Here is a 20128-nt window from a genome sequence, read left to right as displayed (position 1 = left end):
AAGGATTAGAATCGTGGCAAAAAAAGTATTTAAAAGATTGGAAAAACTTTTTTCTAAAATTCAAAACGATAAAGCGTATGGCGTAGAGCAAGGCGTAGAGGTGGTTAAATCCCTCGCTTCAGCCAAATTTGATGAAACCGTGGAAGTAGCGTTAAGGCTAGGGGTTGATCCAAGGCATGCGGATCAAATGGTGCGCGGTGCGGTGGTGCTTCCTCATGGAACAGGGAAAAAAGTGAGGGTGGCTGTTTTTGCAAAAGACATTAAACAAGATGAAGCCAAGAACGCTGGGGCTGATGTCGTTGGCGGAGACGATTTGGCTGAAGAAATCAAAAACGGCCGTATTGATTTTGACATGGTGATCGCAACGCCTGATATGATGGCGGTTGTCGGTAAAGTGGGTAGGATTTTAGGCCCTAAAGGTTTGATGCCAAACCCTAAAACTGGAACCGTTACGATGGATATTGCTAAAGCGGTCAGTAACGCTAAAAGCGGTCAAGTGAATTTCAGGGTGGATAAAAAGGGCAATGTTCATGCCCCTATTGGCAAAGCGAGTTTTCCTGAAGAAAAAATCAAAGAAAACATGCTTGAGTTGGTTAAAACGATCAACCGCCTAAAACCCAGTAGCGCGAAAGGCAAGTATATTAGAAACGCTGCTCTTTCGCTCACCATGTCGCCTTCAGTGAGTTTGGACGCACAGGAATTGATGGATATTAAATAGCGTTAGGAGTTTTTAATCTTAGGCTGAAGATCGTAAGAGCTAAAAAGCTTAAAATTTCTTTTTTAAAAAGATAATCTTGCAGAGGTCTAGTCTAGAAAGGAGGAAAAGATGCAAAAACAACATCAAAGGCAGCATAAAGTAGAGCTAGTCGCTAACTTAAAATCGCAATTTGCAGATGCCAAAGCCCTTTTAATTTGCGATTATAAGGGTCTTAGCGTGAAAAAGTTGGAAGCTTTAAGGAATAAGGCTCGCACTCAAGGCATTAAAGTGCAAGTGATTAAGAACACTCTCGCTCATATTGCCATGAAAGAGGCTGGCTATTCTGATTTGGATTTGAAAGAAACCAATGTGTTTTTGTGGGGCGGTGATCAAATCGCTCTCTCTAAACTCGTGTTTGATTTCCAAAAAGAGCATAAAGATCACTTTGTGTTGAAAGCGGGCTTGTTTGATAAAGAAAGCGTTAGCGTAGCTCATGTGGAAGCGGTTTCAAAACTCCCAAGCAAAGAAGAGCTTATGGGAATGTTGCTTTCTGTTTGGACGGCTCCGGCACGTTATTTTGTGACCGGTTTAGACAATTTGCGTAAAGCGAAAGAAGAAAACTAAGAGCCTTACGGCTTAATTTAAAAAAATTTGAAGGATTGGATTATGGCAATTTCAAAAGAAGAAGTGTTAGAGTATATTGGTTCATTGAGCGTTTTAGAGCTTTCTGAATTGGTTAAAATGTTTGAGGAAAAATTTGGCGTGAGCGCGACTCCAACGGTCGTAGCCGGTGCGGCTGTAGCTGGCGGTGCAGCGGCTGAGAGCGAAGAAAAAACCGAATTTAATGTGATTTTGGCTGATAGCGGTGCTGAAAAAATTAAGGTGATTAAAGTGGTTCGTGAAATCACTGGACTTGGCCTGAAAGAAGCTAAAGACGCTACCGAAAAAACCCCTCATGTGCTTAAAGAGGGCGTGAATAAAGAAGAAGCTGAAACCATCAAGAAGAAACTTGAAGAAGTAGGCGCTAAGGTTGAAGTCAAGTAAGACTTAAAAACAGAAAGGCCTTTGCGCCTTTCTCTGATCTAGCGTGGCAGATGATTTTGCTCCATGATTTTGTTTGTGAGCGTGTGGCCTAAAGTGGTTAGTATTGCAGGTGGGTTTGGTATTTTTATCATGGATGGTTCTAAAATTTAAAGATCCTTTTGCAATGCTTACTTGAATTAATGCATTAAATAACTCAAAATTTTTGATCAAAGGCTTGAAATATGTCAAAAAAAATTCCCCTAAAAAACCGCTTGAGAGCTGATTTTACAAAAACCCCGACAGATTTAGAAGTTCCTAATTTATTATTACTACAACGAGACAGCTATGATTCTTTCTTGTATTCCAAAGATGGCAAAGAGAGCGGGATTGAAAAGGTTTTTAAATCCATTTTCCCTATCCAAGATGAGCATAACCGCATCACTTTAGAATACGCAGGTTGCGAATTTGGCAAGTCTAAATACACCGTTAGAGAGGCGATGGAGAGAGGCATTACCTATTCTATCCCGCTCAAAATTAAAGTGCGCTTGATCTTGTGGGAAAAAGATACCAAAAGTGGCGAAAAGAACGGAATCAAGGATATTAAAGAACAAAGCATTTTCATTCGTGAGATCCCTTTGATGACAGAACGCACTTCGTTTATCATTAATGGAGTGGAGCGCGTGGTGGTCAATCAACTCCACAGAAGCCCCGGTGTGATTTTCAAAGAAGAAGAATCCAGCACTTCTTTAAACAAGCTCATTTACACAGGGCAAATCATCCCTGATAGGGGTTCGTGGCTGTATTTTGAATACGATTCTAAAGATGTTTTGTATGCTCGTATCAACAAACGCCGTAAAGTGCCTGTTACCATTTTATTCAGGGCGATGGATTATCAAAAACAAGACATCATTAAAATGTTCTACCCGCTTGTTAAAGTGCGTTATGAAAACGATAAATATTTGATCCCGTTTGCTTCATTAGACGCTAATCAAAGAATGGAATTTGACTTGAAAGATCCTCAAGGCAAGGTTATTCTTTTAGCGGGTAAAAAGCTCACTTCAAGAAAGATTAAAGAGCTTAAAGAAAACCATTTAGAATGGGTGGAATACCCTATGGATATTTTAATCAATCGTCATTTAGCTGAGCCTGTTATGGTGGGGAAAGAAGTCTTATTGGACATGCTCACTCAGCTAGATAAAAACAAATTAGAAAAAATCCACGATTTAGGCGTGCAAGAATTTGTGATCATCAACGATCTAGCGTTAGGGCATGACGCTTCCATTATCCATTCTTTTTTGGCCGATTATGAGTCTTTGAAATTGCTCAAGCAAACTGAAAAGATTGACGATGAAAACGCTCTAGCGGCGATTCGTATCCATAAGGTTATGAAGCCAGGCGATCCTGTTACGACTGAAGTGGCTAAGCAATTTGTCAAAAAACTTTTCTTTGACCCTGAACGCTATGATTTGACCATGGTGGGGCGCATGAAAATGAATCACAAGTTAGGCTTGCATGTGCCTGATTACATTACGACTTTAACGCATGAAGATATTATCACCACCGTTAAATACCTCATGAAAATCAAAAACAATCAGGGCAAGATTGATGACAGGGATCACTTGGGCAATCGTAGGATTAGGGCCGTTGGGGAATTATTGGCCAATGAATTGCATTCAGGCTTAGTGAAAATGCAAAAGACCATTAAAGACAAGCTCACTACCATGAGCGGGGCTTTTGATTCGCTCATGCCCCATGATTTAGTCAATTCTAAAATGATCACCAGCACCATCATGGAATTTTTCATGGGCGGCCAGCTCTCGCAATTTATGGATCAAACGAACCCCTTGAGTGAGGTTACGCACAAACGCCGCCTTTCAGCACTCGGTGAAGGGGGGTTAGTCAAAGACAGGGTAGGGTTTGAAGCCAGAGATGTGCACCCCACGCATTATGGCCGAATTTGTCCCATTGAGACTCCAGAAGGTCAAAATATCGGTCTGATCAACACCCTTTCCACTTTCACGAGGGTGAATGATTTAGGCTTTATTGAAGCCCCTTATAAAAAGGTTGTGGATGGCAAGGTAGTGGGTGAGACGATTTATTTGACCGCTATTCAAGAAGACAGCCACATCATCGCTCCCGCAAGCACCCCCATTGATGAAGAGGGTAATATTTTGGGCGATTTGATTGAAACGCGCGTGGAAGGCGAGATCGTTTTAAACGAAAAGAGTAAAGTTACCTTAATGGATTTAAGCTCTAGCATGCTAGTAGGGGTCGCCGCATCGCTCATTCCTTTCTTAGAGCATGATGACGCCAACCGCGCCTTAATGGGGACTAACATGCAACGCCAAGCCGTGCCTTTGTTAAGAAGCGACGCCCCCATTGTAGGCACAGGGATTGAAAAAATTATCGCTAGGGATTCTTGGGGAGCGATCAAGGCTAATCGCGCAGGCGTTGTAGAAAAAATTGATTCTAAAAATATTTACATTTTAGGCGAAGGCAAAGAAGAGGCCTATATTGATGCGTATTCTTTGCAAAAAAACTTGCGCACCAACCAAAACACCAGTTTCAATCAAGTCCCTATCGTTAAGGTGGGCGATAAAGTGGAAGCCGGGCAAATCATCGCTGATGGCCCTAGCATGGATAGGGGCGAGTTAGCGTTAGGGAAAAATGTGCGCGTGGCGTTCATGCCTTGGAATGGCTACAATTTTGAAGACGCGATCGTGGTGAGTGAGCGCATCACTAAAGATGATATTTTCACTTCCACCCACATTTATGAAAAAGAAGTGGACGCTAGGGAGCTTAAGCATGGTGTGGAAGAATTTACCGCTGATATTCCTGATGTGAAAGAAGAAGCGCTCGCTCATCTTGATGAAAGCGGGATCGTTAAAGTCGGCACTTATGTGAGCGCTGGCATGATTTTAGTGGGCAAGACTTCCCCTAAAGGCGAGATTAAAAGCACGCCTGAAGAACGGCTTTTAAGGGCTATTTTTGGGGATAAAGCCGGGCATGTGGTCAATAAGAGTTTGTATTGTCCCCCCAGTTTGGAAGGCACGGTGATTGACGTGAAGGTCTTCACTAAAAAAGGCTATGAGAAAGACGCGCGAGTTTTGAGCGCGTATGAAGAAGAAAAAGCCAAGCTTGATATGGAGCATTTTGACCGCTTGACCATGCTCAATAGAGAAGAATTGTTGCGCGTTAGTTCGCTCCTTTCTCAAGCGATTTTAGAAGAGCCTTTCAGCCATAATGGTAAGGACTATAAAGAAGGCGATCAAATCCCTAAAGAAGAAATCGCTTCAATCAACCGCTTCACTTTGGCTAGTTTAGTCAAAAAGTATTCTAAAGAAGTGCAAAACCACTATGAAATCACTAAAAACAATTTTTTAGAGCAAAAGAAAGTTTTGGGCGAAGAGCATGAAGAAAAGCTCTCTATTTTAGAAAAAGATGATATTTTGCCTAATGGCGTGATCAAAAAAGTCAAGCTCTATATCGCTACAAAACGAAAGCTTAAAGTGGGCGATAAAATGGCAGGAAGGCATGGGAATAAAGGGATTGTGTCTAATATCGTGCCGGTTGCGGATATGCCTTATACCGCTGATGGCGAGCCTGTAGATATTGTCTTAAACCCTTTAGGCGTGCCAAGCCGCATGAACATCGGGCAGATTTTAGAAATGCATTTAGGCTTAGTGGGGAAAGAGTTTGGGAAACAAATCGCTAGCATGCTAGAGGATAAAACCAAAGACTTTGCCAAAGAATTGCGCGCTAAAATGCTAGAAATCGCTAACGCCATTAATGAAAAAGACCCCTTGACAATCCATGTTCTTGAGAATTGCTCTGATGAAGAGCTTTTGGAATACGCTAAAGATTGGAGCAAGGGCGTTAAGATGGCTATCCCTGTGTTTGAAGGCATCTCGCAAGAAAAATTTTACAAGCTATTTGAGTTAGCCAAGATCGCTATGGATGGCAAAATGGATCTGTATGATGGGCGCACCGGCGAAAAAATGAGGGAACGCGTGAATGTGGGCTATATGTATATGATCAAACTCCACCATTTAGTGGATGAAAAAGTCCATGCCAGAAGCACAGGCCCTTATAGCCTAGTAACGCACCAACCCGTTGGGGGTAAAGCGCTCTTTGGGGGTCAAAGGTTTGGGGAAATGGAAGTGTGGGCGCTAGAAGCTTATGGCGCGGCGCACACCTTAAAAGAAATGCTTACCATTAAATCCGATGATATTAGAGGCAGAGAGAACGCTTATAGGGCTATCGCTAAAGGTGAGCAAGTGGGCGAGAGCGAAATCCCTGAGACTTTCTATGTCTTGACTAAAGAATTGCAGTCGCTCGCTTTGGATATTAATATTTTTGGGGACGATGTGGATGAGGATGGAGCGCCTAAACCCATTATGATCAAAGAAGATGACAGGCCTAAAGACTTTAGCTCTTTCCAGCTCACTCTAGCCAGCCCTGAAAAAATCCATTCTTGGAGTTATGGGGAAGTTAAAAAGCCAGAAACGATCAATTATCGCACCCTAAAACCTGAACGAGACGGCTTGTTTTGCATGAAAATCTTTGGTCCCACTAAAGATTATGAATGCTTGTGCGGTAAATACAAAAAGCCTCGCTTCAAAGATATTGGCACATGCGAAAAATGCGGCGTGGCGATCACGCATTCCAAAGTCAGGCGTTTTAGAATGGGGCATATTGAATTGGCCACTCCTGTAGCGCATATCTGGTATGTCAATTCCTTGCCTAGCCGTATCGGCACGCTTTTAGGCGTTAAGATGAAAGATTTAGAGCGCGTGTTGTATTATGAAGCTTATATCGTTAAAGAGCCAGGCGAAGCCGCTTATGACAATGAAGGCACTAAGCTTGTGATGAAATACGATATTTTGAATGAAGAGCAGTATCAAAATATCTCACGAAGATACGAAGATAGGGGCTTTGTGGCGCAAATGGGCGGCGAAGCGATCAAGGATTTGTTAGAAGAAATTGATTTGATTACCTTATTGCAGAGTTTGAAAGAAGAGGTGAAAGACACTAACTCGGATGCGAAAAAGAAAAAACTCATTAAGCGTTTGAAAGTGGTAGAAAGCTTTTTAAATTCTGGTAACAGGCCTGAATGGATGATGCTCACGGTTTTACCGGTATTGCCACCGGATTTAAGGCCTTTAGTCGCTCTAGATGGCGGGAAGTTTGCGGTCAGCGATGTGAATGAATTGTATCGTCGTGTCATCAATCGTAACCAACGTTTGAAACGCCTAATGGAGCTTGGGGCGCCAGAAATCATTGTGCGCAACGAAAAAAGGATGTTGCAAGAAGCCGTGGATGTGCTTTTTGATAACGGCCGTAGCACCAATGCGGTTAAAGGGGCTAACAAACGGCCTTTAAAATCGCTCAGCGAGATCATTAAAGGCAAGCAAGGGCGTTTCAGGCAAAACCTTTTAGGTAAGCGCGTGGATTTTTCAGGCAGAAGCGTGATTGTGGTGGGGCCTAATCTTAAAATGGATGAATGCGGGTTGCCTAAAAACATGGCGTTAGAGCTCTTCAAACCGCATCTGTTATCCAAGCTTGAAGAGAGAGGCTATGCTACCACGCTCAAACAAGCTAAACGCATGATTGAGCAAAAAAGCAATGAAGTGTGGGGGTGCTTGCAAGAAATCACAGAGGGGTATCCGGTGTTACTCAACCGTGCTCCTACCTTGCACAAGCAATCCATTCAAGCGTTCCATCCAAAGCTCATTGACGGCAAAGCGATCCAATTGCACCCGTTAGTGTGTTCAGCGTTTAACGCCGATTTTGACGGGGATCAAATGGCGGTGCATGTGCCTTTAAGCCAGGAAGCGATCGCTGAATGCAAGGTGCTCATGCTAAGCTCTATGAACATTCTTTTACCCGCTAGCGGTAAAGCCGTAGCCATTCCTAGCCAGGATATGGTTTTAGGGCTTTATTATCTTTCTTTAGAAAAGAGTGGGGTCAAGGGCGAGCATAAGCTTTTTTCTAGCGTGAATGAAATCATCACCGCTATTGACACGAAAGAATTAGACATCCACGCAAAGATTAGGGTTTTAGATCAAGGGAATATTATCGCTACGAGCGCGGGGCGCATGATCATTAAGTCCATTTTGCCTGATTTTATCCCTACGGATTTGTGGAACAGACCCATGAAGAAAAAAGATATTGGCGTGCTTGTGGATTATGTGCATAAAGTGGGCGGTATCGGTATTACCGCAACCTTTTTGGATCATTTGAAAACGCTTGGCTTTAGGTATGCGACTAAGGCTGGTATTTCTATCTCTATGGAAGATATTATCACGCCAAAAGACAAGCAAAAAATGGTGGAAAAAGCCAAAGTAGAGGTTAAAAAAATCCAGCAACAATACGATCAAGGGCTGCTCACTGATCAAGAGCGTTACAATAAGATCATTGACACTTGGACTGAAGTCAATGACAAAATGAGTAAAGAAATGATGACCGCTATCGCAAAAGATAAAGAGGGCTTTAACTCTATTTATATGATGGTTGATAGCGGCGCAAGGGGTAGCGCGGCGCAAATCCGTCAGCTTTCAGCGATGAGGGGTCTTATGACAAAGCCGGATGGCAGTATCATTGAAACGCCCATTATTTCTAACTTTAAAGAGGGGTTGAATGTTTTAGAATACTTTAACTCCACGCATGGCGCTAGAAAGGGCTTAGCGGATACAGCGCTAAAAACAGCCAATGCGGGGTATTTGACAAGAAAGCTCATTGATGTTTCGCAAAATGTCAAGGTAGTAGCTGATGATTGCGGCACGCATGAAGGGATTGAAATCACGGATATTGCGGTGGGGAGTGAATTGATCGAGCCTTTAGAAGAGCGTATTTTTGGGCGCGTTTTATTAGAAGATGTGATCGATCCCATTACGAATGAAATCTTGCTTTATGCGGACACTTTGATTGATGAAGAGGGCGCTAAAAAGGTGGTTGAAGCCGGGATTAAATCCATTACGATCCGCACCCCAGTAACTTGTAAAGCACCAAAGGGCGTGTGCGCGAAATGCTATGGCTTGAATTTGGGCGAAGGCAAGATGAGTTATCCAGGTGAAGCGGTGGGCGTGGTAGCCGCACAATCTATCGGGGAGCCTGGAACGCAGCTCACTTTAAGGACTTTCCATGTGGGCGGGACAGCGAGCAGGAGTCAGGATGAGCGCGAAATTGTAGCGAGCAAAGAAGGTTTTGTGCGTTTTTACAACCTTAGGACTTACACGAATAAAGAGGGTAAAAACATTATCGCTAACCGCCGTAACGCTTCTATTTTAGTGGTAGAGCCTAAGATTAAAGCGCCTTTTGATGGGGAATTACGCATTGAAACGGTCTATGAAGAAGTCGTTGTGAGCGTGAAAAATGGCGAGCAAGAAGCTAAGTTCGTTTTAAGAAGAAGCGATATTGTCAAGCCGAGCGAATTAGCCGGCGTTGGCGGTAAGATTGAGGGGAAAGTGTATTTGCCTTATGCTAGTGGGCATAAAGTGCATAAGGGAGGAAGTATCGCTGATATTATCCAAGAGGGCTGGAATGTGCCTAATCGCATCCCTTATGCGAGCGAATTGCTAGTCAAGGATAATGACCCTATTGCGCAAGATGTGTATGCCAAAGAAAAAGGCATAATCAAATACTATGTTTTAGAGGCTAACCATTTAGAGCGCACCCATGGGATCAAAAAGGGCGATATGGTGAGTGAAAAAGGCTTGTTTGCGGTGGTAGCTGATGATAATGGTAGGGAAGCCGCTCGCCATTATATCGCTAGGGGTTCTGAGATCTTGATTGATGATAATAGTGAAGTGAGCGCTAATAGCGTGATCTCTAAACCCACGACTAACACTTTCAAAACGATTGCCACATGGGATCCTTACAACACCCCTATCATTGCGGACTTTAAAGGTAAGGTGGGTTTTGTGGATGTTATCGCAGGGGTTACAGTCGCTGAAAAAGAAGACGAAAATACCGGTATCACAAGCCTAGTGGTGAATGATTACATTCCAAGCGGGTATAAACCAAGCTTGTTTTTAGAGGGGGCTAATGGCGAAGAAGCGCGTTATTTCCTAGAGCCAAAAACTTCTATCGCTATTAGCGATGGCTCTAGCGTGGAGCAGGCTGAAGTGTTAGCGAAAATCCCTAAAGCGACCGTTAAATCCAGGGATATTACTGGGGGTCTTCCAAGGGTTTCTGAACTCTTTGAAGCGAGAAAACCCAAGCCTAAAGATGTGGCGATCCTTTCTGAAGTGGATGGGATAGTGAGTTTTGGCAAACCCATTCGCAATAAAGAACACATCATCGTAACTTCTAAAGATGGCCGTTCCATGGACTATTTTGTGGATAAAGGCAAGCAAATTTTAGTGCATGCCGATGAATTTGTGCATGCAGGAGAGGCGATGACGGATGGAGTAATTTCAAGCCATGATATTTTAAGGATCAGCGGCGAAAAAGAGCTTTATAAATACATTGTGAGCGAAGTCCAGCAAGTGTATCGCAGGCAGGGGGTGAGCATTGCAGACAAACACATTGAAATCATTGTGTCTCAAATGTTAAGACAAGTGCGCATCTTAGACAGCGGGGATAGCAAGTTTATTGAAGGGGATTTAGTCAGTAAAAAACTCTTCAAAGAAGAAAACGCTCGTGTGATCGCTTTAAAAGGCGAGCCAGCGATCGCTGAACCGGTGCTTTTAGGGATCACCAGAGCGGCTATTGGGAGCGATAGCATCATCTCAGCGGCCTCTTTCCAAGAAACGACTAAAGTTTTAACAGAAGCCAGTATTGCGATGAAAAAAGACTTTTTAGAGGATTTGAAAGAGAATGTGGTGTTGGGGAGGATGATCCCTGTGGGAACGGGCATGTATAAGAATAAAAAAATCGTGCTAAGAACGCTTGAAGATGGCCCTAAATTTTGATATAAAAAATCGGTTAAGATTTTTAAAAGAAAAATTAGGGTAGAATGGGGGAACTTTTAGTTTTAAATTTTTAGAATAAGGAAAAATAGTGCCTACTATCAATCAGTTGATTAGAAAAGAAAGGAAAAAGGTGGTTAAAAAAACGAAATCACCTGCATTAGTGGAATGCCCTCAAAGAAGAGGGGTTTGTACTAGGGTTTATACGACTACCCCTAAAAAGCCTAACTCGGCTTTAAGAAAGGTCGCTAAGGTCCGTTTGACTAGTAAATTTGAAGTGATCAGTTACATCCCTGGTGAAGGGCATAACTTGCAAGAGCACTCCATTGTGTTAGTGCGTGGGGGTAGGGTTAAGGATTTACCCGGTGTGAAATACCACATTGTTCGTGGTGCTTTAGACACTGCAGGGGTCAATAAAAGAACGGTTTCACGCTCTAAATATGGGACTAAAAAAGCTAAAGCGACCGACAAGAAAGCAACAGACAACAAGAAAAAATAAGAGGAAAACAAAAACATGAGAAGAAGAAAAGCACCCGTTAGGGAGGTTTTGGGCGATCCTGTTTATGGGAACAAAGTGGTTACCAAGTTTATCAATAAGATGATGTTCGACGGCAAGAAAAGCGTAGCGGAAAAAATCATCTACAAAGCTTTTAATAAGATTGAAGAAAAAAGCGGTGAAAAAGGGATTGAAGTGTTTGAAAAAGCCCTAGAAAGAGTGCGTCCTTTAGTGGAAGTGCGCAGCAGAAGAGTGGGTGGGGCTACCTATCAAGTGCCGGTAGAAGTGAGAGCGAGTCGCCAGCAGTCGCTATCCATTTGTTGGATTTTAGAAGCGACTAGAAAACGCAATGAAAGAATGATGGTGGATAGATTGGCTAACGAGCTTATGGATGCGGCTAACGATAAGGGTGCGGCTTTTAAGAAAAAAGAAGATGTGCATAAAATGGCAGAAGCGAATAAAGCGTTCGCGCACTATCGCTGGTAATTGGAGTTAGAATGGCTAGAAAAACCCCATTAAACAGGATCAGAAATATCGGTATCGCCGCTCACATTGATGCCGGGAAAACCACCACTTCTGAAAGGATTTTATTCTACACAGGCGTGAGCCATAAGATTGGCGAAGTGCATGACGGCGCGGCGACAATGGACTGGATGGAGCAAGAAAAAGAAAGAGGGATCACTATCACTTCTGCGGCAACGACTTGTTTTTGGAAGGATCACCAAATCAATTTGATTGACACTCCAGGGCATGTGGATTTCACTATTGAAGTGGAACGATCCATGCGCGTGCTAGATGGTGCGGTTTCGGTGTTTTGCTCGGTTGGGGGCGTGCAGCCTCAAAGCGAGACCGTGTGGCGTCAAGCGAATAAATACGGCGTGCCTAGGATTGTTTTTGTCAATAAAATGGATAGGATTGGGGCGAATTTCTATAATGTAGAAAACCAGATTAAGCTTCGCTTGAAAGCCAATCCTGTGCCTATTAATATCCCTATTGGGGCTGAAGACACTTTCATTGGCGTGATTGATTTAGTCCAAATGAAAGCGATTGTTTGGAATAATAAAACCATGGGGGCCAAATACGATGTGGAAGAAATCCCTAGCGATTTGTTAGAAAGGGCTAAAGAATACCGAGAAAAGCTTGTAGAAGCCGTAGCCGAGCAAGATGAAGCCTTGATGGAAAAGTATTTAGGCGGTGAGGAATTAAGCGTTGAAGAAATCAAAAAAGGCATTAAAACAGGTTGTTTGAACATGAGCCTTGTCCCCATGCTTTGTGGTTCTTCTTTTAAAAATAAAGGTGTGCAGACTTTGTTGGATGCGGTCATTGATTACTTGCCAGCGCCTACGGAGGTTGTGGATATTAAGGGGATTGATCCAAAAACCGAAGAAGAAGCTTTTGTGAAATCCAGCGATGATGGCGAGTTTGCCGGTTTGGCGTTTAAAATCATGACGGATCCTTTTGTGGGCCAACTCACTTTTGTGCGCGTGTATCGTGGCAAGCTAGAATCCGGTAGCTATGTGTATAACTCCACCAAAGATAAAAAAGAGCGCGTGGGAAGACTCCTTAAAATGCATTCCAATAAGAGGGAAGACATTAAAGAAGTTTATGCGGGTGAGATTTGCGCGTTTGTGGGCTTAAAAGACACGCTAACTGGGGACACGCTTTGCGATGAAAAAAATGCGGTCGTTTTAGAGAGGATGGAATTTCCTGAGCCAGTCATTCACATCGCTGTGGAGCCTAAAACGAAAGCAGACCAAGAAAAAATGGGCGTGGCGTTAGGCAAGCTCGCTGAAGAAGATCCAAGCTTTAGGGTGATGACTCAAGAAGAAACCGGGCAAACCCTCATTGGCGGTATGGGTGAATTGCACCTAGAAATCATCGTGGATAGGTTGAAAAGAGAATTTAAGGTGGAAGCTGAAATCGGTCAGCCGCAAGTCGCCTTTAGAGAGACTATCCGCTCAAGCGTGAGTAAAGAGCATAAATACGCTAAGCAAAGCGGTGGTCGTGGGCAATACGGGCATGTGTTTATCAAGCTTGAGCCTAAAGAGCCTGGCAGTGGGTATGAATTTGTGAATGAAATTTCAGGGGGCGTGATCCCTAAAGAATATATCCCTGCGGTGGATAAGGGTATTCAAGAAGCGATGCAAAATGGCGTTTTGGCAAGCTATCCGGTGGTGGATTTTAAAGTTACCCTTTATGATGGGAGTTACCATGATGTGGATTCTTCAGAAATGGCGTTTAAAATCGCTGGCTCTATGGCGTTTAAAGAAGCGAGTCGCGCGGCTAATCCGGTTTTACTAGAGCCTATGATGAAAGTGGAAGTGGAAGTCCCTGAAGAATACATGGGCGATGTGATTGGCGATTTGAATAGAAGAAGAGGGCAAATCAATTCTATGGATGACCGATTAGGCTTGAAAATCGTGAATGCTTTTGTGCCGTTGGTGGAAATGTTTGGCTATTCTACGGATTTACGATCAGCCACTCAAGGGCGTGGGACTTACTCCATGGAGTTTGATCATTATGGCGAAGTGCCTAGCAATATCGCTAAGGAAATTGTAGAAAAGCGCAAAGGCTGATTTGATTATAACGCTCTCTTACGAGAGGGTGTTGTAGGCACTATTTAAACTTTTTTCTTTTGGATTTAAAAAGGCTTTTTGAGTGTTTTTATCCCTTTTTATCTCTCTAATTGCCTTTTTTGCTATAAGATTGATTTTTGGCTCTATGTCTTGTCAAATAGGGGTAACTAAAACTTTGATTTTTAAAAATGGGGTTTTGGTTGCTTCGTTTAATCGTTTTAGATTTTATTTCATGGTGGAATTCGTTTTCTTAAGGGGTTAGGGGTGTTTTGTAGCAATGCTCTTTAAAAATCCCTAATTCATAGACCGCCTTACAGGAAATTCCGCTTGACTCATAACAAGCTCTTTTGTATTCAATCTTAAAAAACGCTTTTTGGTATTTTTCAAATTTTTATAATCAATTTTTTATTAAAACAAAGCCTTGTTAAAATGCCTTAAAAAGTTTGTTAGGGGGATAAAAACACACTGACCTCTTTTAAAAGAGCCAATGCAATTATAAATACCCAATACTTTTATTGATTCACCATTTCATTGATTCTTTCAGGGTAGCGGACCCCTTCTATTTTGATTGCAGTCAATTCTTTTTGGAAAATCTCCAATTCTTTTTGACTCCAAGAAACCTGCAAAGCCCCTATATTTTCTATGAGCCTGGATTCTTTGGTGGTGCCAAAGAGAGGGACAATGATTTTTTGCGTGTGCAAAATCCACGAGAGAGCCAGTTGGGCTGGTGTAACGCCTTTAGCGTGTGCATGATCTTGGATTAATTCCACCAAGGCGTAATTTTTGGCTAGATTTTCTTGATTAAACCTAGGACAAACGCTTCTAAAATCCTCACTAGCGAAGGTGGCATTTTTTTCAAATTTCGCACCTAAAAACCCCTTACCCAAAGGCGAAAAAGCGACAAAGCCAATTTTTTCTTTTTCTAAAAAACCTAAAATCTCTTTTTCAGGTTCACGCCACCACAAGGAATATTCGCTCTGCAACGCGCTTAAAGGGCAAATTTGATGGGCTTTTTGGATGCTAGATAACCCTGCCTCACTCATCCCCCAAGCTTTAATTTTTCCTTCTTTAATAAGAGCTTGCATAACTTCTGCCACTTCTTCTATGGGCGTGTTAGTATCCATGCGGTGTTGGTAGTATAAATCAATGCATTCTACTTTTAAGCGTTTCAAACTCCCTTCAATGGCGCTCTTAATGCGGTTAGGACTGGAGTCTAAAAACATGGTTGCGTATTTGTCATTAGGATCTGCGTAGTAAATCCCAAACTTGCTCGCTACCACAACCTTGTCTTTAAAAGGCTTGATCGCTTCGCCTAAAAGCTTTTCATTATCTTCCCCATAAGCCTCTGCAGTGTCAAAAAAGTTAATACCCAATTCCAAAGCCTTATGGATAAGTTTAACCATCTGCTTTTTATCATGGACTTCCCCATACCCATAAAGTCATGCCCATGCACCCTAGAGCTAATGCACTCACTTTTAAAGGGCCTAAATGACGCTGTTGCATACAAACTCCTTGATTTCATATTGTTTTTTAGTATAACCGTAATCTTAATTTTTGTCAAACTTTCTAAAACCAAAGATAATTTATCAAGTTTTTTGTATTATAGTTTTTTTAAGGTAGCAAAACCACCAAACCAATCAAAAATTTGATTGGTTTCTATTCGTTTACTTTTGAGAAATATAATTCTCTCGCTTTTAAGATCATCACAAGGAGTTTCGTATGAAAAAGCAAATCTTGACAGGTGTTTTATTATCAGTTTTAGCGGTGAGTTCTGCATACGCTCACAAAGATAAAAAAGACGCCAAAAAACCTGAGTTAAGCTCTCAATTAGTGGCTCACAAAGATAAAAAAGACGCCAAAAAACCTGAGTTAAGCTCTCAATTAGTGGCTCACAAAGATAAAAAAGACGCCAAAAAACCTAAAAACTCAGTGGCCTAATGGCTTTGACTCAAAAAAGCGTTTTTAAAAACGCTTTTTTGGATACTATTCTATAATTTCCTACCATTTTTTAAAACCTTTGATGGGATTTATCGCTCTTCTCACGCCTTTAAAAATAAAGTTTAAATCTTTTATATACACAGAGTTTTATTAATGTGGCTGTGTTTTAAAAAAGTGCATAAAAGGCGTTTAAGACTCTTCTAAAAGAGTGTGAGCGGCTTCTAGGACTTCAAGGGGCGTGATAGATCGCATGCACAAATGGTTTTTTTCATTCTTTAAAGGGCAAACTCGTTTCTTGCAAGGCGCACAGCTTAAATGGTGGTTCAATACGATCGCTTTTTGAGCTTTATAGGGGCTAGTCTCTTTTTCATCAGTGGGGCCAAAAAGAGCGATTAAGGGGGTTTGCACGCTAGCAGCCGCATGCATAGGGCCGCTATCGTTAGTGATGAATAAATCTAAAACAGCGATGCGTTGTATCAATTCTTCAATGCTTGTTTTCCCGCACAGATTGTAAGCGTTATGGAACAATAAGGGGTTTTTTAATAAGCCTTTAGTGAGTTTTAAAATTTCTTCAGAAACGATAGCGTCTTCTTTAGCCCCAAAAAAATAAATTTCATGCCCTTCTTCTAACAAAACAGCAGAAACTTCAGCGTAATAAGAAGCTGGCCATCTTTTAGCGCTCCCATAGCTTGCGCTAGGGTTAAAGCCGATTTTTTTAGGGGTGTTTGGGGTGTGAGTGGGGAGGTTAAAGGCCAGTTTTAAGGGTAAAACGCTTTTTTTATCCAATTCTTTTTTTAAAAATTGCGAAAATAAAAAGCAATACTTTTCCACTTGGTGATACTCTTTAGGGGCAGGAGCGATCGCATGGCTGAGAAACAAAGAACGGAAAAATTGAGCAAAACCGATGCGAACGGGCGTTTTTGTCGCATAGAGCAAAAAAGCGGAATAAAAATGGTTGTTTAAGGTGATCGCTATATCGCAACGCCCTATTTTTTGAGCGAGTTTGTAAGTGGCTAGCAGCCTGAAAAAGGATTTTTTGGTGTCATCTATGAAAACGGCTTCTATTTTTTCATCTTTTTTGAAAAGTTCGCAAGTGATTTGTGGACCCACTAAGATAAAATGCGCGTTAGGGTAGTGGTGTTTAAGGGTGTAAAAGAGCGAGCTTGCCATCACCCCATCGCCTAACCAATTAGGCAAACGCAATAAAATACGCATGCGTTTGGGCGCATTTACGCTCATCAATAGCCCTTTTTTAAAGATTTTAAGCTAAAATTTTAGCATACAAATACAAGGAAATGGAATGATTACCCCTAAAGTGTTGAGCGGGTTTAAAGACCGCTTGCCTAAAGATGCGATACAAAAAGCCCAGTTGCTCGCTAAAGTTTCAGTCGTGTTTCAAAGTTTTGGTTTTGTGCCGATTGAAACCCCTCATTTGGAATACGCTCAAACGTTATTGCCTGATGCGAGCAGCGATATTCAAAAAGAAATTTATCGTTTTAAAGACCATGGGGATAGGGATGTGGCTTTAAGGTTTGATTTGACCGTGCCATTAGCGCGCTTTGTCTCTTTACACCACCAAACCCTAGGCATGCCCTTTAAACGCTACGCCATAGGCAATGTCTTTAGGGGCGAAAGGGCGCAAAAAGGGCGTTACAGGGAATTTACGCAATGCGATTTTGATTTTATAGGGAGCGAGAGTTTGGTGTGCGATGCTGAGATCATTCAAGTGATTATCGCTTCTTTAAAAGCCCTGGATTTAGAAGATTTTTGCGTCTCTATCAACCACAGAAAAATTTTGAATGGGATATGCGAATATTTTGGGATCTCTCAGGTGAATGAAGTGCTGCGCATTGTAGATAAATTAGAAAAAATTGGCTTGAATGGGGTTGAAGAGGAATTAAAAAAAGAGTGCGATTTAGATTCAAACACCATTAAAGAGCTTTTAGAAATGGTTCAAATCAAACAAAACGATTTAAGCCATGTGGAATTTTTTGAAAAAATTGCTTATTTGAAAGACTATAATGAAAGTCTGAAAAAGGGCATACAGGATTTAGAAAGGCTATACCAGCTGCTAGGGGATTTGCAAATTTCTCAAAACCTGTATAAAATTGATTTTTCTATCGCTAGGGGATTAGGGTATTATACAGGGATTGTGTATGAAACCACGCTTAATGATATGAAGTCTTTAGGGAGCGTGTGTTCAGGGGGGCGTTATGATCATTTGACTAAAAATTTTTCTAAAGAAAATTTACAAGGGGTGGGGGCTTCTATTGGGATTGATCGATTGATTGTGGCTTTGAGTGAAATGCAATTATTAGACGAGCGTTCCACCCAGGCTAAAGTCTTAATCGCTTGCATGCATGAAGAGTATTTTTCTTACGCCAACCGCTTAGCGGAGTCTTTAAGGCAAAGCGGGATTTTTAGCGAAGTCTATCCAGAAGCTCAAAAAATCAAAAAACCCTTTTCTTACGCTAACCACAAGGGGCATGAGTTTGTGGCTGTCATTGGCGAAGAAGAATTTAAAAGCGAAACCTTAAGCTTGAAAAACATGCATTCAGGCATGCAGTTGAATTGCTTGAGTTTTTTAAAAGCCCTTGAAATCATTGGAGAAAACGATGAAGACTTATAATGTCGCTATTGTCGGGGCTAGTGGGGCGGTAGGCCAAGAGCTGATTAAAGGTTTAGAAAATTCTTTTTTTCCGATTAAAAAATTTGTCCCGCTCGCTAGCGCTAGGAGCGCTGGTAAAAAGATCAAAGCTTTCAATAAAGACTATGAAATTTTAGAAACCACGCATGAAGTTTTTGAAAGAGAAAAAATAGACATCGCCTTTTTTAGCGCTGGGGGGAGCGTGAGCGAAGAATTTGCTACAAGCGCTTCAAAAACGGCCTTAGTGATTGATAACACGAGCTTTTTTAGATTGCATAAAGATGTGCCTTTAGTCGTGCCTGAAATCAACGCTAAAGAAATTTTTAACGCTCCTTTAAATATCATCGCTAACCCTAATTGCTCTACCATTCAAATGACGCAAATCTTAAACCCCTTACACCTTCATTTTAAGATAAAAAGCGTGATTGTTAGCACCTATCAAGCCGTGAGTGGGGCAGGGAATAAGGGCATAGAAAGTTTAAAAAATGAGCTAAAAACCGCATTAGAATATTTGGAAAAAGACCCCGCTATTGATTTAAACCAGGTTTTGCGAGCCGGGGCTTTCGCTTATCCGATCGCTTTCAATGCGATCGCTCATATTGACACTTTTAAGGAGAATGGCTACACGAAAGAAGAGCTGAAAATGGCGCATGAAACCCATAAAATCATGGGCGTGGATTTCCCTATCAGCGCGACTTGCGTGCGCGTGCCGGTATTGAGGAGCCATAGCGAGAGTTTGAGTATCGCTTTTGAAAAAGAATTCGATCTCAAAGAAGTCTATGAAGTTTTAAAAAACGCCCCTAGCGTGGTTGTTTGCGATGATCCTAGCCATAATCTTTATCCCACGCCCCTAAAAGCGAGCCACACGGATAGCATCTTTATAGGGCGCTTGAGGAAGGATTTGTTTGATAAGAAAACTTTGCACGGCTTTTGCGTGGCGGATCAATTAAGAGTGGGGGCAGCCACCAACGCGCTCAAAATCGCCATGCATTACATTAAGAACGCTTAGTTTTAGTCAAGCGGTAATTCTTTAAAAAGCGTTATTAGAGAGTTAGAGGGGATTGTTCTAAAACCCTTATCCCCTTAATGAGTTTTATTAAAAATGAAGCAACTAAAACCCTACTTTTTAAAACATTAAGGCTTTAATTGTCAGTATTCAATAAAATAGCACTAGCGTTATTAAGTAACTTTCCTATTCAAACATATCCAACAATTCAGGTGATGTCTGGTATTGGTATTTATAGTCGTTACCTCTAAAGTGGTAAGCACCATCAAAGATTTGAGCGGTCAATACATTTTTGATTTGTGGTAACTTCACATTCTTTAACGCTTCTCGTGGGACTTCAATCACTAACTTCTCAAACGCTTGGTCGCTCAAAGGGTTATCAATATCAAAAATGAAATTCAAGGTATTGTGGAGTGAATTATAGGTGATTTTGTCAATCAACGCATAAGTTAGTCTTACTCCCTCTGCTTGCTCTATGGCGGTAACGATGCTTTTAGATAGTCTAGGACTAATATTGTCAAGTTGTGTCGCTAAATCTGAGATAAAGCAATAACCTGCATCGGTGTCAATGGTGTTAGCAAGCACTTTAGCAATCAATGTCCTACTCACTTTTTTACCTTGTCTTAAAGCCTTAACAAGGTTATTGACTTTAATGTTGTGGTTATAACTTTGTCTGTAACTTTTACTTACCGCACATTTTCGTTGCTCTCTTGTTTTAATTGCTTGTTGCTCCCAATTTTCTATCTCATCAATATTGAAAGTCTTTGGATACCCATACGCACGAACCCTACTTTGTGTCCTTTTAATAAATCCTTTAATTTCATTTTCAAATG

11 protein-coding genes and 2 pseudogenes are annotated in these 20128 nt (G+C 41.7%); 10 read left to right on the top strand and 3 right to left on the bottom strand.

Annotated features, from left to right (window positions below):
* The first annotated feature begins 13 nt into the window (after positions 1–13).
* The 7 genes from rplA to fusA all read left to right on the top strand — a co-directional run bounded on the left by rplA (position 14) and on the right by fusA (position 13704).
* Positions 14–718, top strand: a complete 705-nt coding sequence (gene rplA / locus IC572_RS05975; protein WP_001085839.1) for a 50S ribosomal protein L1 — start codon at positions 14–16, stop codon at positions 716–718.
* 108 nt (positions 719–826) lie between these two features.
* Positions 827–1321 (top strand): 50S ribosomal protein L10, encoded by a 495-nt coding sequence (rplJ, locus tag IC572_RS05970; protein WP_042633184.1) that lies wholly within the window; start codon positions 827–829, stop codon positions 1319–1321.
* A gap of 42 nt (positions 1322–1363) precedes the next feature.
* Positions 1364–1741, top strand: a complete 378-nt coding sequence (gene rplL / locus IC572_RS05965; RefSeq protein ID WP_001018228.1) for a 50S ribosomal protein L7/L12 — start codon at positions 1364–1366, stop codon at positions 1739–1741.
* 221 nt (positions 1742–1962) lie between these two features.
* Positions 1963–10635, top strand: coding sequence for a DNA-directed RNA polymerase subunit beta/beta' (locus IC572_RS05960; protein WP_187855399.1), 8673 nt, complete (start codon positions 1963–1965; stop codon positions 10633–10635).
* An 88-nt stretch (positions 10636–10723) separates the two neighbouring features.
* Complete coding sequence (rpsL, locus tag IC572_RS05955; RefSeq protein ID WP_001142321.1) at positions 10724–11131, top strand: 30S ribosomal protein S12; 408 nt, start codon at positions 10724–10726, stop codon at positions 11129–11131.
* Between the two features lie 15 nt (positions 11132–11146).
* Positions 11147–11614 carry a 30S ribosomal protein S7 gene (gene rpsG, locus IC572_RS05950; protein WP_187855397.1) on the top strand — a complete coding sequence of 156 codons (468 nt, stop codon included), beginning with the start codon at positions 11147–11149 and terminating at the stop codon, positions 11612–11614.
* 11 nt (positions 11615–11625) lie between these two features.
* A complete protein-coding gene (fusA, locus tag IC572_RS05945) occupies positions 11626–13704 on the top strand; it encodes an elongation factor G (RefSeq protein WP_187855395.1) in 2079 nt (692 codons plus the stop codon).
* Positions 13705–14216: 512 nt separating this feature from the next.
* On the opposite strand, the pseudogene IC572_RS05940 reads toward fusA, so the two are convergent.
* Positions 14217–15207 (bottom strand): annotated as a pseudogene (locus IC572_RS05940) (aldo/keto reductase).
* 216 nt (positions 15208–15423) lie between these two features.
* Here IC572_RS05940 and IC572_RS05935 point away from each other — a divergent pair.
* Positions 15424–15642, top strand: a complete 219-nt coding sequence (locus IC572_RS05935) for a hypothetical protein (protein ID WP_000744170.1) — start codon at positions 15424–15426, stop codon at positions 15640–15642.
* 189 nt (positions 15643–15831) lie between these two features.
* On the opposite strand, the gene waaF is transcribed toward IC572_RS05935, so the two are convergent.
* Positions 15832–16881, bottom strand: coding sequence for a lipopolysaccharide heptosyltransferase II (waaF, locus tag IC572_RS05930; RefSeq protein ID WP_187855393.1), 1050 nt, complete (start codon positions 16879–16881; stop codon positions 15832–15834).
* A 61-nt stretch (positions 16882–16942) separates the two neighbouring features.
* Between waaF and hisS the strand changes: the two genes are divergently transcribed.
* Positions 16943–18271: a histidine--tRNA ligase gene (hisS, locus tag IC572_RS05925; protein WP_187855391.1), complete on the top strand. Its 1329-nt coding sequence runs from the start codon at positions 16943–16945 to the stop codon at positions 18269–18271.
* On the top strand, positions 18258–19298 hold the full coding sequence (gene asd / locus IC572_RS05920; RefSeq protein WP_187855389.1) for an aspartate-semialdehyde dehydrogenase: 1041 nt from the start codon (positions 18258–18260) through the stop codon (positions 19296–19298). Before hisS ends, asd begins: the two co-directional genes overlap by 14 nt.
* Positions 19299–19481: 183 nt before the next feature.
* Here asd and IC572_RS05915 read toward each other — a convergent pair.
* Positions 19482–20128: pseudogene (locus tag IC572_RS05915) on the bottom strand (hypothetical protein); the annotation flags it as partial.

The sequence above is a fragment of the Helicobacter pylori genome, from assembly GCF_014496485.1.
GTDB lineage: Bacteria > Campylobacterota > Campylobacteria > Campylobacterales > Helicobacteraceae > Helicobacter > Helicobacter pylori_DD.
This window is presented reverse-complemented; position numbering and strand designations above follow the sequence as displayed.

Excerpts from the sequence above, each read along its gene's own strand:
- rplJ (WP_042633184.1), top strand. The coding sequence starts at position 827 with ATGCAAAAACAACATCAAAGGCAGCATAAAGTAGAGCTAGTCGCTAAC.
- rplL (WP_001018228.1), top strand. The coding sequence starts at position 1,364 with ATGGCAATTTCAAAAGAAGAAGTGTTAGAGTATATTGGTTCATTGAGC.
- IC572_RS05960 (WP_187855399.1), top strand. The coding sequence starts at position 1,963 with ATGTCAAAAAAAATTCCCCTAAAAAACCGCTTGAGAGCTGATTTTACA.
- rpsG (WP_187855397.1), top strand. The coding sequence starts at position 11,147 with ATGAGAAGAAGAAAAGCACCCGTTAGGGAGGTTTTGGGCGATCCTGTT.
- fusA (WP_187855395.1), top strand. The coding sequence starts at position 11,626 with ATGGCTAGAAAAACCCCATTAAACAGGATCAGAAATATCGGTATCGCC.
- IC572_RS05935 (WP_000744170.1), top strand. The coding sequence starts at position 15,424 with ATGAAAAAGCAAATCTTGACAGGTGTTTTATTATCAGTTTTAGCGGTG.
- waaF (WP_187855393.1), bottom strand. The coding sequence starts at position 16,881 with ATGAGCGTAAATGCGCCCAAACGCATGCGTATTTTATTGCGTTTGCCT.
- hisS (WP_187855391.1), top strand. The coding sequence starts at position 16,943 with ATGATTACCCCTAAAGTGTTGAGCGGGTTTAAAGACCGCTTGCCTAAA.
- asd (WP_187855389.1), top strand. The coding sequence starts at position 18,258 with ATGAAGACTTATAATGTCGCTATTGTCGGGGCTAGTGGGGCGGTAGGC.